This window comes from Iamia sp. SCSIO 61187 (genome assembly GCF_019443745.1).
Classification (GTDB): Bacteria; Actinomycetota; Acidimicrobiia; order Acidimicrobiales; family Iamiaceae; genus Iamia.
Genome location: NZ_CP050948.1, coordinates 3,368,501 through 3,383,098, shown reverse-complemented (window position 1 = coordinate 3,383,098; position 14,598 = coordinate 3,368,501). Strand labels below are relative to the sequence as shown.

At 74.0% G+C, this 14,598-nt stretch carries 17 protein-coding genes; 12 read left to right on the top strand and 5 right to left on the bottom strand.

From position 1 onward, the window contains the following. Positions 1 to 4: 4 nt before the first annotated feature. Positions 5 to 481: an Lrp/AsnC family transcriptional regulator gene (locus tag HC251_RS16115; protein WP_219941615.1), complete on the bottom strand. Its 477-nt coding sequence runs from the start codon at positions 479 to 481 to the stop codon at positions 5 to 7. A gap of 98 nt (positions 482 to 579) precedes the next feature. Between HC251_RS16115 and hppD the strand changes: the two genes are divergently transcribed. The 6 genes from hppD to HC251_RS16085 all read left to right on the top strand — a co-directional run bounded on the left by hppD (position 580) and on the right by HC251_RS16085 (position 6,590). Continuing rightward, positions 580 to 1,701, top strand: a complete 1,122-nt coding sequence (hppD, locus tag HC251_RS16110) for a 4-hydroxyphenylpyruvate dioxygenase (RefSeq protein WP_219941614.1) — start codon at positions 580 to 582, stop codon at positions 1,699 to 1,701. A gap of 2 nt (positions 1,702 to 1,703) precedes the next feature. Further along, positions 1,704 to 2,843, top strand: coding sequence for a homogentisate 1,2-dioxygenase (locus tag HC251_RS16105; protein WP_219941613.1), 1,140 nt, complete (start codon positions 1,704 to 1,706; stop codon positions 2,841 to 2,843). Further along, entirely contained in the window at positions 2,813 to 3,742 is a 930-nt protein-coding gene (locus HC251_RS16100) for a fumarylacetoacetate hydrolase family protein (protein ID WP_219941612.1), read from the top strand. The genes HC251_RS16105 and HC251_RS16100 overlap by 31 nt, the downstream gene beginning before the upstream one ends. A 67-nt stretch (positions 3,743 to 3,809) precedes the next feature. After that, on the top strand, positions 3,810 to 4,442 hold the full coding sequence (locus HC251_RS16095) for a hypothetical protein (protein WP_219941611.1): 633 nt from the start codon (positions 3,810 to 3,812) through the stop codon (positions 4,440 to 4,442). A gap of 83 nt (positions 4,443 to 4,525) precedes the next feature. Continuing rightward, entirely contained in the window at positions 4,526 to 5,932 is a 1,407-nt protein-coding gene (locus HC251_RS16090; RefSeq protein ID WP_219941610.1) for a sensor histidine kinase, read from the top strand. Continuing rightward, a complete protein-coding gene (locus HC251_RS16085; protein ID WP_219941609.1) occupies positions 5,925 to 6,590 on the top strand; it encodes a response regulator transcription factor in 666 nt (221 codons plus the stop codon). The genes HC251_RS16090 and HC251_RS16085 overlap by 8 nt, the downstream gene beginning before the upstream one ends. Positions 6,591 to 6,613: 23 nt before the next feature. On the opposite strand, the gene HC251_RS16080 is transcribed toward HC251_RS16085, so the two are convergent. Then, positions 6,614 to 7,072, bottom strand: coding sequence for an Lrp/AsnC family transcriptional regulator (locus HC251_RS16080; RefSeq protein ID WP_219941608.1), 459 nt, complete (start codon positions 7,070 to 7,072; stop codon positions 6,614 to 6,616). Positions 7,073 to 7,193: 121 nt separating this feature from the next. On the opposite strand from HC251_RS16080, the gene HC251_RS16075 reads away from it, so the two are divergent. Next, positions 7,194 to 8,045, top strand: coding sequence for a phenylalanine 4-monooxygenase (locus tag HC251_RS16075; protein ID WP_219941607.1), 852 nt, complete (start codon positions 7,194 to 7,196; stop codon positions 8,043 to 8,045). A gap of 56 nt (positions 8,046 to 8,101) precedes the next feature. Next, positions 8,102 to 8,542, top strand: coding sequence for a hypothetical protein (locus tag HC251_RS16070; protein ID WP_219941606.1), 441 nt, complete (start codon positions 8,102 to 8,104; stop codon positions 8,540 to 8,542). 29 nt (positions 8,543 to 8,571) lie between these two features. Here HC251_RS16070 and cofE read toward each other — a convergent pair whose 3' ends face one another. Continuing rightward, on the bottom strand, positions 8,572 to 9,297 hold the full coding sequence (gene cofE / locus HC251_RS16065) for a coenzyme F420-0:L-glutamate ligase (RefSeq protein ID WP_219941605.1): 726 nt from the start codon (positions 9,295 to 9,297) through the stop codon (positions 8,572 to 8,574). Further along, entirely contained in the window at positions 9,294 to 10,250 is a 957-nt protein-coding gene (gene cofD / locus HC251_RS16060) for a 2-phospho-L-lactate transferase (protein ID WP_219941604.1), read from the bottom strand. The genes cofE and cofD overlap by 4 nt, the downstream gene beginning before the upstream one ends. 53 nt (positions 10,251 to 10,303) lie before the next feature. Between cofD and HC251_RS16055 the strand changes: the two genes are divergently transcribed. Further along, positions 10,304 to 11,524: a class I SAM-dependent methyltransferase gene (locus HC251_RS16055; protein ID WP_219941603.1), complete on the top strand. Its 1,221-nt coding sequence runs from the start codon at positions 10,304 to 10,306 to the stop codon at positions 11,522 to 11,524. A 65-nt stretch (positions 11,525 to 11,589) separates the two neighbouring features. Continuing rightward, a complete protein-coding gene (locus HC251_RS16050; RefSeq protein WP_219941602.1) occupies positions 11,590 to 12,465 on the top strand; it encodes a crotonase/enoyl-CoA hydratase family protein in 876 nt (291 codons plus the stop codon). A 39-nt stretch (positions 12,466 to 12,504) separates the two neighbouring features. Here the strand turns inward: HC251_RS16050 and gmd are convergent, their stop codons facing one another. Further along, complete coding sequence (gene gmd, locus HC251_RS16045) at positions 12,505 to 13,482, bottom strand: GDP-mannose 4,6-dehydratase (protein WP_219941601.1); 978 nt, start codon at positions 13,480 to 13,482, stop codon at positions 12,505 to 12,507. Between the two features lie 84 nt (positions 13,483 to 13,566). Here gmd and HC251_RS16040 point away from each other — a divergent pair, with 84 nt between their 5' ends. Next, positions 13,567 to 14,067 (top strand): helix-turn-helix domain-containing protein, encoded by a 501-nt coding sequence (locus HC251_RS16040; RefSeq protein WP_219941600.1) that lies wholly within the window; start codon positions 13,567 to 13,569, stop codon positions 14,065 to 14,067. Then, a complete protein-coding gene (locus HC251_RS16035; protein ID WP_219941599.1) occupies positions 14,064 to 14,591 on the top strand; it encodes a GNAT family N-acetyltransferase in 528 nt (175 codons plus the stop codon). The genes HC251_RS16040 and HC251_RS16035 overlap by 4 nt, the downstream gene beginning before the upstream one ends. The last annotated feature ends 7 nt before the right edge of the window (positions 14,592 to 14,598 follow it).

Here is a 14,598-nt window from a genome sequence, read left to right as displayed (position 1 = left end):
GGCGTCAGCTCGGGCCGCCGTCGCCGAGCTGGTCGACGAGGGGGAGGACGCGGAAGGGGACCTGCTCGGTGAGGGCGATGTGGGTGGCGGTGCGCTCGATGCCGCTGACCTCGAGGATGCGGTTGATGACCTCCTGGAGGTGCTGGTTGCTGCGGGCCACCAGCCGGCAGTGGAGGTCGCCGGGCCCCGTCATGGTGTGGGCCTCGATGACCTCGGGGATCTCGCCCAGGTGGGTCGTGACGTCGTCGAGGCGGCCCTGGGCGATGTCGAGGGTGACGAAGGCCAGCACCTCGTAGCCGAGGGCGCCGAGGTCGAGGTCGGGGTCGAACCCGGTGATGACGCCACGGGTCTGCAGCTTGTCCAGCCGGGCTTGTACTGTGCCCCTCGCCACGCCGAGCTGGCGCGCCAGCTCCATGATCCCGGCCCGCGGGGTGGCGGCCAGCGCCCGGATCAGGTGTGCATCCAGCCCGTCGATCGTCATGGGCACAATGTACACCATTTGGCGGCTTTCGCTAGTCATCTTGACCAGCATTGACGCGATCTGTTGACGCATCCGCTCGGACACGGTCTCCTGCGGGCATGGCCCCCGCCCCTCCCGCGCCCGCCCCGACCGCCGCCCCGCCGAAGCTGGGGGGCGTCGACCACCTCGAGTGGTGGGTGGGCAACGCCCGGACCTTCGCCGGGTTCCTGGCCGCCGCCTTCGGCTTCACGCCGGTGGCCTACGCCGGACCCGAGACCGGCCGCCGCGACCGGGTCTCGTACCTCCTGGTGCAGGGCAGCGTGCAGATGCTGGTCTCGGGCGCCCTCGACCCCGAGTCGCCCATCGCCGAGCACGTGCGCCTCCACGGCGACGGGATCCGCGACGTCGCCTTCCTGGTCGACGACGTCGACGCGGCCCACGCCGCCGCCGTGGCCCGGGGCGCGACCAGCCTGCGCGAGCCGGCCGACGACCACGACGACCACGGCACGATCCGTCACGCCGCCGTCACCACCTACGGCGACACGGTGCACACGCTGCTCGACCGGAGCCGCTACGACGGCCCGTTCGCGCCGTGGTTCACGGCCACGGACCTGCACGTCGTCCCCGGGCCGACCGTCGGGCTCACCCGGCTCGACCACGTCGTCGGCAACGTCGAGAAGGGGAGCCTGGGCCGCTGGGTCGACTTCTACTCCCGCGTCTTCGGCTTCGAGCAGATGGTCCACTTCGACGACGACCAGATCTCGACGGAGTACTCGGCGCTCATGTCGACCGTCGTCTGGAACGGCGACTCGGTCGTGATGCCGATCAACGAGCCGGCCGACGGGCGCAAGAAGAGCCAGATCGAGGAGTACCTCGACTTCTACCGCAGCCCCGGCGTCCAGCACATCGCCCTGGCCACCGACGACATCGTGACGACCGTGCGGGCCCTCGACGCTCGCGGCGTCCGCTGCATGCAGGTCCCGCCCGAGTACTACGACGACGCCAAGCAGCGCATGCCCGACCTCGACCTCCCGTGGGACGACCTGGCCTCCCTCGGCATCCTCGTCGACCGCGACGAGCACGGCCACCTGCTCCAGATCTTCACCGAGACCATCACCGACCGCCCCACGGTGTTCTTCGAGGTGATCCAGCGGGAGGGCGCCCGGGGCTTCGGCGAGGGCAACTTCAAGGCCCTCTTCGAGGCCATCGAGCGCGACCAGGCCAAGCGGGGCAACCTCTGACCATGACCAACATGCCGCCGCAGTGGGAGCGGGGGACGACGAGCCGCCAGGCCCACGTCGGGCTGCCGCCGGGCACGGTCGAGGAGGAGCACGGTCGCGAGGGCTTCTACGGCCCGGCCTCCCACCTGTACCGGCTGCACGCGCCGACGGGCTGGACCGGCGTGGAGGGGCCCGCGGTCCACCGGGCCTACGACACCGGGGCGCTCCCACCCACCGACGACGCCCTCTGGCCGACCCTCATCGTCGGCAACGACCAGGTCGCCATCGGCGTCCAGCGCATCGAGACCGGTCGTCCCGAGTTCCTGCGCGACGCCGACGGCGACCTGTGCTGGTTCGTCCACCAGGGCACGGGGACCCTCCGCACCGAGTACGGGCCGCTCGCCTACGCCCCGGGCGACTACCTGGTGGTCCCGCGGGGGACGACGTTCCGCTTCGAGCCCGCGGCCCCGACGCACCTCCTGGGCATCGAGGCGATCCGCTCGCGCTACCAGCTCCCCGACCGGGGCCTGCTCGGCCGCCACGCCCTCTTCGACCCGGCCGTCGTCGAGGTGCCCGAGCCCGAGGCCATCGACGAGGAGGGCGAGTTCGTCGTCGTGGTCAAGCGCGACGGCCACGACACCCGGATCACCTACCCGTTCCACCCCTGCGACGTGGTGGGGTGGAAGGGCGACCTGGCGCCGATGCGCCTGCCGGTCGACGCCATCCGGCCCGTGGTCTCGCCCCGGTACCACCTGCCGCCGTCGGCCCACACGACGTGGGTGGCCGACGGGTTCGTCGTGTGCACCTTCGCCCCCCGGCCCATGGAGACCGACCCCGAGGCCCTGCGGCTGCCGTTCTTCCACCGCAACGTGGACTACGACGAGGTGATCTTCTACCACCGGGGCCAGTTCTTCAGCCGGGCCGGCATCGGCGAGGGCTTCGTGACGTTCCACCCCACCGGGCTGCACCACGGCCCCCAGCCCCAGGCCCGCGAGCGAGACGCCGAGGCGGCGGCGGGGAACGGCTCCGCGCCCCGCATGGCCGACGAGGTGGCGGTGATGGTCGACGCCCGCCAGCCCCTGCACCCCGGCCCCGAGGCGGCGTCCATGGAGGTCGACGCCTACGTGGCGTCATGGGTCGAGGGCACGGCACCGCGGCCGTGAGGTTCGTCCGGGCCGAGGTCGACGGGGCCGTGGTCGCCGCCACCGTCGACGGCGATGCCCTCGTCCCGTTCGCGACCGAGGGCGCCGACGTCGCGGTGGGCGGGGCCCAGGACGCCCTCGTCGCCGCAGCCACGGCGCGGTCGGCCCCACCGCCGACGGCCGACCCGGTACGCCTCGCCGACGCCACCCTGCTCGCCCCCGTCGGCCGCCCCCCGTCGGTGCGGGACTTCTACGCCTTCGAGGCCCACGTGGCCACCGCCCGCCGGGGCCGGGGTCTGGACATGGACCCCGACTGGTACGAGCTGCCGGTCTTCTACTTCTCCAACCCGGCGTCGATCGTCGGGCCCGGGGCCACCGTGGCCGCACCGCCCGGCTGCACCCAGCTCGACTACGAGCTCGAGGTCGCCGTGGTCGTGGGGCGGGAGGTCGCCGACCTCGACGCCGACGGCTGGCTCGACGCCGTGGCCGGGTTCTGCGTGATGAACGACTGGTCGGCCCGCGACCTCCAGGCCCGCGAGATGCGCCAGGGCCTGGGCCCGGCCAAGGGGAAGGACTTCGCCACCTCGCTCGGGCCGTGGCTGGTCACGCCGGACGAGCTGCCCGACGTCGCCTCGGGCCGGCCCCGGGCGGCCATGGTCGCCCGCGTCGACGGCCGGGAGCGGAGCCGGGGCCGGCTCGAGGACATCCACCACCCCTGGGGGGACCTGCTCGCCCACGCCGCCCGGGGCACCCGGCTCCTGCCCGGCGACGTCGTCGGATCCGGCACCGTGGGGACCGGTTGCATCCTCGAGCTGTCGCTCTCCCACGGCCCCGAGGCCGAGCCCTGGCTCACGCCGGGTGCGGTCGTCGAGCTCGAGGTCGAGGGGCTGGGCACGCTCCGCAACACCGTGGCCGGGTGACCGGCGCCGCGCCGCCGGTAGGTTGGGCGGCTCCGGGGATCGAACTCGACGCAGCAGGAGAACCAGGGTGAGCGGAGCGGGCGAGGCCCCAGCCGAGGTGCCGGCGATCCGCGTGCAGGTCGTCCACGGGCACCCGCTGGTCGACCGGGCCGCCGAGATCTACGCCGAGATGCTGGCGGCGGCGGGCGTGAAGGACCCCGGTCCGGTGCACCAGCCCCAGGGGCGGGCGCCGATGCGCACCACCTTCCACGTGGCGACCGACGCCGAGGGCACCGCCCTGGGGTGCGTGCACGTGACGCTGGGGAACCTCGAGGAGCTGGCCATCGCCGACCTCGTCGACCCCGAGGAGCGCCTCGCCGCACCCATCTGCGAGGCGCCCGCCATCTCGGTGCTGCCCGAGCACACGGGCAAGGGCGTCACCGAGCTGCTGTACCGCTCGGTGTACTGCTTCGCCCGCCGCCAGGAGGCGCTCAGCCTGGCCACCCTCGTCGACCCGCTCACCTTGGAGCTGTTCCGCGAGGACTACGGGATCATGTTCCGCGCCCTCGGCCCGGTCCGGAGCCACCGGGGCCTCGAGCTGGTGGCGGCGGGGGAGGAGCTCCACGCCCTGGAGGCGGGGCTGCGGCGCAGCCGGCCCGAGTTCCTCGCGTTCCTGACCGAGCCCTTCACCGACGCCGAGCGTCGCCGCTTCGGGCTCTGACCCGCGGTGGGTGGGGTGGGCCGAACCCCATGCCGGGTGGCCCCACGCTGGGTCGGGCACGATCGGGCGCGGATGATGCGGCCATGACCACCGATCCCACCGCCGTGATGGCGTCGGGCGCCCCCGCCGACGCCGCGCCGGCCGCCGAGCCCGGCGCCGCCGCACCCCCGTCGACGCCGCGGCACCCCGCCTGGCGCGCCGTCACCGAGATCGCCGCCCCGCGCACCCGCCGAGAGGCGGGCTACCTGGTGGCGAGCTACCTGCTCGGTGCCGTCGGCTTCGTCTACGTGGCGGTCCTGCTCTACGCCGGCGCCCTGCTCGCCATCACGGTCGTCGGGCTGCCGCTGATCGGGGTCGCCGTCCTCGGCGGGCGGCTCTTCGGCCGAGCCCAGCGGGCCGTGGCCCACGGCCTGCTGGGCGAGTCGATCCCGGCGCCGTCGGCGTTCCGGGGCCGGAAGGGCTTCTTCCCCTTCATCGGCTCGATGCTGACCGACACCGTCGGGTGGCGGGCACTCGCCTACAACGTCCTCAAGACGCCGGTGGTGATCATCGGGGGGTACGCCGTCGGGGTCTGGGTGGCGACGTCGGTCGTCTGCGTCACCTACCCCGTGCTGTGGGCCGCCTTCGACCCCGAGAACGTCGACGCCGAGGGCCGTGTCCGGCGCTCCGGGATCCAGCTCGGCGAGTGGTACGCCGACACCCTGCCCCGCGCTCTGCTGGTGTCCATCGCCGGCATGGCGATGCTGCTGGCCTCGCCCTGGCTGATCCGGGTGCTGGTGGCCTTCGACCGGGCGCTCGCCCGCTGGCTGCTGAGCCGCTCGGCCCGCGACGTCGAGGTCGCCCACCTGGCCGACACCCGGGCCCAGGCCGTGGTCGGGGCCGACGAGCGGCTCCGGCGCATCGAGCGCGACCTCCACGACGGGGCCCAGGCCCGCATGGCGGCCGTGGCCATGAGCCTCGGGCAGGTGCAGGAGGACCTCGACGACCCCGACGCCCCGATCGACCGGGAGCGGGTCCGCCGCCTGGTCGACGCCGCCCACGCCAACTCCATGACCGCCATCGGCGAGCTGCGGGACCTGGCCCGGGGCATCCACCCCCCGGTGCTCGACGTCGGCCTGGGCCCGGCGCTCACGGATCTGGCCGCCACCAGCGCCGCCACCGTGGAGCTGCGCCTCCCCGACGACGCTCCCCGGTTCCCGGCCGACATCGAGTCGATCGCCTACTTCTGTGCCGCCGAGCTGATGGCCAACGTGGCCCGCCACAGCGGCGCCCGGCGGGCCGTGGTCGACCTGGCGGTCGTGGACGACGACCTCCGCCTGCGCATCACCGACGACGGCCACGGCGGGGCGGCGGCGGCCCCCGGGTCGGGGCTGTCCGGGCTGGCGGACCGCCTGGCCCCGGTCGACGGCCGCCTCGACGTCCGCAGCCCGCTCGGCGGTCCCACCGCCGTCACCGTCGAGATCCCCCTGCGGCGGGCGCACCATGGCTGACGCCTCCCGGTCGTTGCGGGTCGCCGTGGCCGAGGACTCGGGTGTCCTGCGCGAGGGGCTCGTGCAGCTGCTGACCGATCGCGGGCACGTCGTCACCGCCGCCGTCGGCGACGGCGACCTCCTCGTCCGGGCCGTGGCCGATGATCCGCCCGACGTCGCCATCGTCGACGTCCGCATGCCGCCCACCCACACCGACGAGGGCCTGCGGGCGGCGCTGGCGATCCGCCGGCACGACCCCGACGTCGGCCTGCTCGTCTTCTCGCAGTACGTCGAGACCCGCTACGCCTCCGAGCTGCTCACCGGCGGGGCGACCGGCGTGGGCTACCTGCTCAAGGAGCGGGTCGGCCACGTCCGCGAGTTCCTCGACGCCCTGGGGCGGGTGGCCGAGGGCGGCACCGCCCTGGATCCCGAGGTCGTCACCCGCCTGTTCCGGGCCAGCCGCCGCAGCGAGCCCATCGACGCCCTGACCCCGCGCGAGCGGGAGGTGCTGGCCCTCATGGCCGAGGGGCGTTCCAACGCCGCCATCGCCAGCGGGCTGACGATCTCGCCCCGTGCCGTGGAGAAGCACGTCGCCGGCATCTTCACCAAGCTCGACCTCCCGCCCTCGCCCGACGACCACCGCCGGGTCCTGGCCGTCCTCGCCTACCTCGCCCCGTAGCGGACCGTCCCGACCGGCGGCGGTCAGGCCGGGGGGAGGGGTGGGAGGCGCTCCTCGTCGAGGACGAAGAGGGTCTGGGCCGAGCGGACCTCGGGGATCTCGTGGAGGCGCACCAGCACCACGTCGCGCAGGGTGTCGATGTCGGGGCAGCGGACGAGCAGCACGGCGTCGTGGGCGCCGCTCGTCAGGCTGAGGTGCACCAGCCCGGGCAGCTCCACGAGGGCAGCCCGGGCCTGGGTCCAGCGCTGCTGCTCGACGTCGACGAAGACGTAGGCGGCCAGCCCGTTGCCGGCCGCGGCGGGGTCGACCTCGGCCCGGAACCCGGTGATGACACCTCGGGCCCGGAGCCCCTCGAGCCGGGCGTAGGCCGTCGCCCGCCCGATCCCGGCCCGGCGGGCCAGCTCGTTGACCGCCATCCGCCCGTCGTCTTGGAGGAGGGTCACGATCCGGCGGTCGATGTCGTCGAGTGGCTGTCCGGTCACGTGTCGCCTCCCGGGGTCGTGGCGAGACGGATCGTACTCCTGGTGCCGTTCTCGAGTCGTTCCGTCCGGCCGGCGGCGCCCTTCGTGGACGACCGTCGACGGGAGGAGGACACTGGACCCCATGCAGGCCCCCACCGCCGCCGGCCTCCTCGCCCTGCCCGACGACCACCCGGGCGTCAGCGACGTGGCCTACCGCCAGCGCCGGGCGGCGATCGCCGCCGTGGGCGAGGCCCACGTGCCCGGCGCCCCCATCCCCACCGTGGCCTACGCCCCCGAGGAGGACGCCGTGTGGCGGACCGTCTCCTCCGAGCTGGGCGTGCTCCACGAGACCCTGGCCGTCGAGGCGTACCGGTCCGGCGTCGCCGCCCTCGCCCTCCCGACCGACGTGGTGCCCCAGCTCGGGCCCGTGTCCGAGCGCCTGACCGAGCTCACGGGCTGGTCGATCACCCCCGTGCCCGGCCTGGTCCCCACCCGGACCTTCTACGGCGCCCTGGCCGAGCGACGCTTCTGCTCCACCCAGTACATCCGCCACCACTCGGTCCCCTTCTACACACCCGAGCCCGACGTGGTGCACGAGCTGATCGGGCACGCCAACGCCCTGGCCGAGCCCCGCTTCGCCGGCCTCTACGAGCTGGCCGGCCAGGCGTCGCTCCGGTGCGAGACCGACGCCGCCCTCGAGGCCTTCAGCCGGGTGTTCTGGTTCAGCCTCGAGTTCGGGGTGGCGTGGGAGGACGGCGAGCTGCGGGCCTACGGCGCCGGGCTGCTGTCGTCCTACGGCGAGGTGCAGGCCTTCCGCTCGGCCGAGGTCCGGCCCCTCGACGTGGCGGCCATGGCGACCCTCGACTACGACATCACCCAGTACCAGCCGGTGCTGTTCGCGGCGGACTCCTTCGCCCACGCCCACGAGGTGCTCGCCACCTTCTTCGCCGGCTGGGACGACGACGCCCACCACCGCCTCCTCGCCGGGGGCTGAGCGGCCGGGGGTGGGTACCCCTTCCCGGGTCGTGGGTGCGGTGGGAGGGTGCTGGGGTGGGAGCGGCGAGCGTCGTCACGCGAGAGCGGAGCTGGTTCGGTGACGCGGACCGCCGCAGCCGGACGCTGCGCCTCACCCCGCACCCGCGCCAGGGCGTCGTGACGCTCAGCCTGTGGGACGACGAGCAGTGCACGGGGACCGTCCGGCTGGAGAACGCCGAGGTCCCGGCTCTCATCGGGGCCCTGGCCGACGCCCTGGCGCGGGCGGCGTCCGAACCCGTCGCCCCGCCGCTGGTGCTGGTCCCGCCGCCGGCGCCGTCGGGTCCGGTGGCCGACTGGATGCACGCCGGCTCCGTCCCCGGCGAGCCCGCCACCGCGCCACCGCACCGGCCCACCCCGCTCGACGCCCTCGAGGCCGCCCTCGAGCGCACCGGTCGCACCGTCGGCCACGCGGCCCGTCGCCTGGCCGACCGCCTCCGCCCCCCACCCGGTCGCTGACGACGGATGGGGTCAGGCCCCGTCCGTCGCTACCGGAAGAGGTCCTCATGGGGGGGTCGGACCAGCTCCTCCCGGACGCTGGTGCGGGGGCGGAACCACCAGTCGGGGCCGCCCCGGACCACGGCGGCGGGGACGCCGTCGGCCTTGCCCATGACCAGCTCGGCGGCCCCGGCCAGCTCGTCGACGAGGGCGACCTCGGTGGCGTGGAGCTCCCGCCCGAGCGAGTCCGTCGACCCCCGCAGGTCGACCAGGGCGGCGATGCCGGCGCAGCCGATGGCCACGTCGGTGAGCCCCCGCCGCCAGGCCCGGCCGAAGGTGTCGGAGACGACCACGCCGACGTCGGCGCCGGTGCGGGCCCGCAGGCCGTCGCGGATGCGGCGGGCGGAGCGGTCGGAGTCGTCGGGCAGCAGCGCCGCCCACCCGGCCTCGACGTTCGACAGGTCGACGCCGGCGTTGGCGCAGACGAAGCCGTGCTTGGTCTCGACGATCGACAGGTCGCCCCGGCGGCGGAGCACCCGCACCGACTCGGCCTCGACGACCGCCCGGTGGGCTCGGGGGTCGGAGACGTCGACCTCGACCATCTTGCCCTCGGCCTTGGACACGACCTTCTGGGTGACGACGACGACGTCGCGGTCGCGCAGCTCGTCGCCCTGGCCGGCGACGGCGTCGGCGATCATCCCGGCCAGGTCCGCGGCCCGGGTGACCTCGCCGATGCCGGTCACGCCCCACACCTCGAGCCGGCGGGGCGAGCTCACGGCGCCACGTCCACGGCACCGAGGAGCGTCCGCCCGAGCTCGGCCGCCACGTCCGGGGTCGACATGACCGTCGGGGTGGCGAGGGCGCGCATCCCCTCGGCCTCGACGGCGCCGACGAGGGCGGCGTCGGCCTCGTCGATCACGAGGGTGCCGGCCAGGTCGGCGTAGAGGCGGGCGACCCCGACGACCGTCGCCTCGTGGCCCAGGTCGGTCATCAGCTGGTCGGCCGGGCCCTTGAGGGCGGCCCCGGCGACGATGGGGGAGACGGCGACCACCTTGTCCCGGACGGAGCGGACGGCGTCCTCGACGCCGGCGACGGCCAGGAGCGGGCCGATGGACACCAGCGGGTTCGAGGGGGCGACGACCACGGCGTCGGCCTCGAGGATCGCCTCGAGGACCCCGGGGGCGGGGCTGGCCTCCTCGACGCCGGCGAACCGCAGGGCGCGCACGGCGACGTCGTGGCGGCGCTGCACGAACCACTCCTGGAACCCGACCTCGCGCTCGGCGTCGGGGTCGACCACCGTGACCCGGGTCCGGATGGGGTCGTCGGTGACGGGCAGCAGGCGGAAGCCGAGCTCCCAGGCGGCGACGACCTCGGCCGTCACCTCGCTGAGGGTCGCCCCTTCGGACAGGCGGTGCGTGCGGTAGAGGTGCGTGCCGAGGTCGCGGTCGCCCAGGTTGAACCAGGCCACCCCGCCGTACCGGCCGACCATGTCCATCGCCTGCCACGTCTCGTCGCGGAGGCCCCAGCCCCGGTCGGGGTCGACCTGGTCGGCGAGGGTGTAGGTGATCGTGTCGAGGTCGGGCGAGATGTGGAGCCCGTGGAGGACGAGGTCGTCGCCCACGTTGCCGACGACGGTGATCTCGGCGGGCGGCACGACCCGCACCAGGCCCGCCAGCAGCCGGGCGGCGCCGACACCGCCGGCCAGGACGCAGATCACCCGGCGGACCATATCGGCACCGTCCCGGCATCGAGCGCGGCCCGGCCCGTCGGTAGTCTCCGGCGATGGCCCGCACCGAAGAGGACCTCCTCGCCGAGCTCAACGCCGATCTGCGCGAGGGCGTCGACTGGAAGCAGGGCGCCGTCACCTACCTGCGGGAGATCGTGCGGTCGGGCGGGCCCACCGCCGAGCGGTACCACCTCATCAAGCCCTTCGTCGGCGGGCCCGACTACGCCCCGTTCTGGGTCGACGTGTTCCAGTTCCTCGACGTCGTCCAGACCGCCGACCTGGCGCCCGGGGACGTGGTGATCGACGTCGGCTGCGGCCCGGGCTGGACGGTGCAGTGGCTGGCCCGACTGGGCCACGAGGTGATCGGCCTCGACATCTCGGCCGAGCTGCTCGAGGTGGCCGAGACCCGCATGCAGAACGACCCCTACCCGCCGTACGTGGAGAAGGGGTTCGCCTACGACCTGCGCGAGCACGACATCGAGGCCTCCCCGCTGGGCCTCGACCGCAAGGCCCGACTGGCCCTGTTCGAGTCGACGCTGCACCACTTCTTCAACCCGGTCGCCGCCTTGCGCAACACCCTGGCCGACCTGGCCGACGACGGGATCGTGGCCGTGATCGAGGCCGCCGCCCCGCCCAAGGGGTCGGAGTGGGACCTGCAGAACATCGAGATCATGCAGACCTACGACACCATCGAGCGGCCCTACACCCGGGCCCAGCTGCTCGACATGCTGGAGCTGGCCGGTCTGCCCTACGTGGCGTTCCTCCGGCCGGTGAACGGGCTGGTCCCGCAGAGCGTCGACGGTCTGAGCCCCATGCTCTGGGAGCTGACCCGGGCCGACAACATCAACATCTTCGTGGCGTCCCCGACGGCCGCCGGGCTCGAGCGGGTGGACCTGCCGGTGCGGACCGTCGAGTCCTTCCGGACGGGCTGGACCGTGGTCGAGGGCGTCTCGCACCGCGAGACCCGCGAGGACGGGACCGCGTACCGGTGGGCCGGGCCGCGGGTGCTGGTGCGCCTCGACGGCCCCGGGCCCCACGAGATCGCGGTCGCGACCATCGGCCTCGACCCCGGCCAGGTGCAGCGGGTCCGGGTCGTGGCCGGGGGCAAGGTGGCGGGCTCGGTCACCCTCACCGAGAGCCGGGGCCGGGCGACCCTCGAGCTGGCCGGCCGTCCGGGCCAGATCGTCGAGCTCCAGTCCGACCGGGTGTTCTCGCCCGGCTGGCACGGCGAGGACGACCCCCGCCTCCTGAGCTTCACCCTCGACGAACCGGGGTGACCGTCACGGATGGTGCCAGGCACTATCCGTGGCCCTCTCTTGACCGGTCGGTCTAGTTTGGGCGGGTGACCGACTTCACCGAGATCAGCTACGAGGTGGAGGGGTCGACGGCGATCATCACCCTCGACCGCCCCGACCACCTCAACGCCTTCACCACCACCATGCTCGGCGAGCTGCTGGAGGCCTTCGACCGCACCGACGCCGACGACGACGTCCGGGTCGTGATCGTCACCGGCCGGGGGCGGGCCTTCTGCGCCGGCGCCGACCTGAGCATGGGCGGCGAGACATTCGACGCCGGGGCCCAGGGCGTCTCGACCCGGGACTCCGGCGCCGCGCCCCGCGACGGCGGCGGGCTGCTGGTGCTGCGGATCTTCCGCTCGACCAAGCCGGTCATCGCCGCCATCAACGGCTCGGCGGTGGGGGTCGGGATCTCCATGACCCTGCCCATGGACGTCCGCATCCTGGCCGACCACGCCAAGGTGGGCTTCGTGTTCGCCGGCCGCGGCATCGCCCCCGACGGGGCGGCCAGCTGGTTCCTGCCCCGGGCCGTGGGCATCCAGCAGGCGCTGGAGTGGACGCTGACCGCCCGGGTGTTCCGGGCCGACGAGGCCCTCGCCGGTGGTCTGGTGCGCAGCGTCCACCCCGCCGACGAGGTCCTGACCGTGGCCCGGGCGCTGGCCGAGGAGATGGCGCAGGGCACGGCGCCGGTGTCGGCCGCCGTCAGCCGGGCGCTGCTGTGGCGGATGCTGGGCGAGGGCCACCCCATGGCCGCGCACCGGGTCGACTCGCAGGCGATCTACGAGCTGGGCCGGGCGCCCGACGCCACCGAGGGCGTCATGGCGTTCCTGGAGAAGCGCCCGGCGGAGTGGACGATGAAGCCCTCGACCGACATGCCCGCCGTGTACCCCTGGTGGGACGAACCGGTCTACGACCAGGGCTGACGCACGGATCGCCTCGGAGGTGATCCGTGCCTCAGCCGGCTACAGCTTGTCGAGCTTGCCGCTGAGGAGGTCCATGTCGGCGTCGACCATCATCGTCACCAGGTCCGGGAACGAGGTCTTGGGCTCCCAGCCCAGCTTCTCCTTGGCCTTGGCCGGGGTGCCGATGAGCAGGTCGACCTCGGCCGGGCGGTAGAAGCGCTCGTCGACCTTGACGTACTGCTCCCAGTCGAGGTCGAGGTGGCCGAAGGCCAGCTCGCAGAACTCCCGGACCGGGTGGGTCTCGCCGGTCGCCACGACGTAGTCGTCGGGGCTGTCCTGCTGGAGCATCAGCCACATGGCCTCGACGTAGTCCCCGGCGAAGCCCCAGTCGCGCTGGGCGTCGAGGTTCCCCAGGCGCAGCTCGTCGGCCAGGCCCAGCTTGATCTTGGCCGCGGTGTGGCTGATCTTGCGGGTGACGAACTCCAGGCCGCGGCGGGGACCCTCGTGGTTGAAGAGGATGCCGCTGGAGGCGTGGAGGTCGTAGGACTCGCGGTAGTTCACCGTGATCCAGTGGCCGTAGAGCTTGGCCACGCCGTAGGGGGAGCGGGGGTAGAACGGCGTGCTCTCCGACTGCGGGACCTCGACCACCTTGCCGAACATCTCCGACGAGGACGCCTGGTAGAACCGGATCGACGGGTCGGCGATGCGCACGGCGTCGAGGATGCGGGTCACGCCGAGGCCGGTGACCTCGCCGGTCAGGACGGGCTGGCCGAAGCTGGTCTGGACGAACGACTGGGCGGCGAGGTTGTACACCTCCTCGGGCTGGTGCTCCTGGAGGATGCTGATCATCGACACCTCGTCGAGGAGGTCGCCGGGGACGAAGGTGATGCGGTCCTGGATGTGAGCGATCCGCTCGAAGTTGACCGTCGAGCTGCGCCGGACCATGCCGATCACCTCGTAGCCCTTGTCGAGCAGGAGCTCGGCCAGGTGGGAGCCGTCCTGGCCGGTGATGCCGGTGATGAGCGCGCGCTTGGTCATGGGGGCCGAGTCTGGACGATTGCCCCGGGCCTGTCTGCCAACTGGGTTGGCACATCGGGGCGGCCCAGGTGGCACCCTGGTCGGGTGCCGACGTGGGAACCGATCTGGCCGCCCGCGCCCGCCGGGTCGGCCACGCTGGCCGGACGCATCGCCTCGCTGCGCGCCCAGCGGGGGTGGACCCAGCAGCAGCTCGCCGACCGGCTGGGCGTCTCGCGGGTGGCGGTCTCGCACCTGGAGGTCGGCATCAGCTCCCCCGACGCCCGCACCGTCGCCCTGCTGGCCGGCGTGTTCCACCTGGAGCCCCACGACCTGGTGGGTGGCACCGAGTACCCGGCGGCCAAGGCCGACCGCCTGCCCCTGGTCGTCGCCCGTCACACCGAGGTCGAGCACCAGCTGGCGCTGATGGAGCTCGACCTGGCGTGGATCGAGGGCCCCGACGCCGTCGCCGACGGGCGCACGGCCGACGCCGTGCGGCAGCGGTGGCGGACGACGTTGGCCAAGCTGGCGGCGACGGTCGTCGACCCGGCCGAAGCCGCCGCCCTCGACGCCGCCCGGCGCCACCTCGCCGGCGACCCGCCCGGGTGAGCCCCACCTTCGCGGTGGTGCCAGCGTCGCAGGCGGCCGACCCCAACCTCCGCGCCCAGCTCCTGCGGGTCTGGGTCGAGGTGACGAACGCCGGCGGGAGCGTCGGCTTCGCGGCGCCGGCGCCGGTAGACCAGGTGGCGGCGACCCTGGACACCGCCCTCCAGCACGTGGCCTCCGGGCGCGACGCCCTCGGGGTGCTGCGGGACGGGAGCGGTGAGGCGGTGGGCATGGGCCTGCTCGTGGCCCGGGGCGTCGACCTCTTCGCCCACTGGCGGACCGTCCTGCGGCTGATGGTCCACCCCGACCACCAGGGCGCCGGGGGCGGCCGCGCTCTGGTCGAGGGTCTCCACCGGCTCGGTCGGGACCTCGGCCTGGAGCACCTCCACCTGAGCGTCCGGGGCGGCGAGGGTCTGGAGCCGTTCTACGAGCGCTTCGGGTACCGCGTCGTCGGCACGCACCCTGGAGCCGTGCGGCTCGCCCCCGACGACACCCGCGACGAGGTCTTCATGGTCGCCGTTCTCTGACGGACGG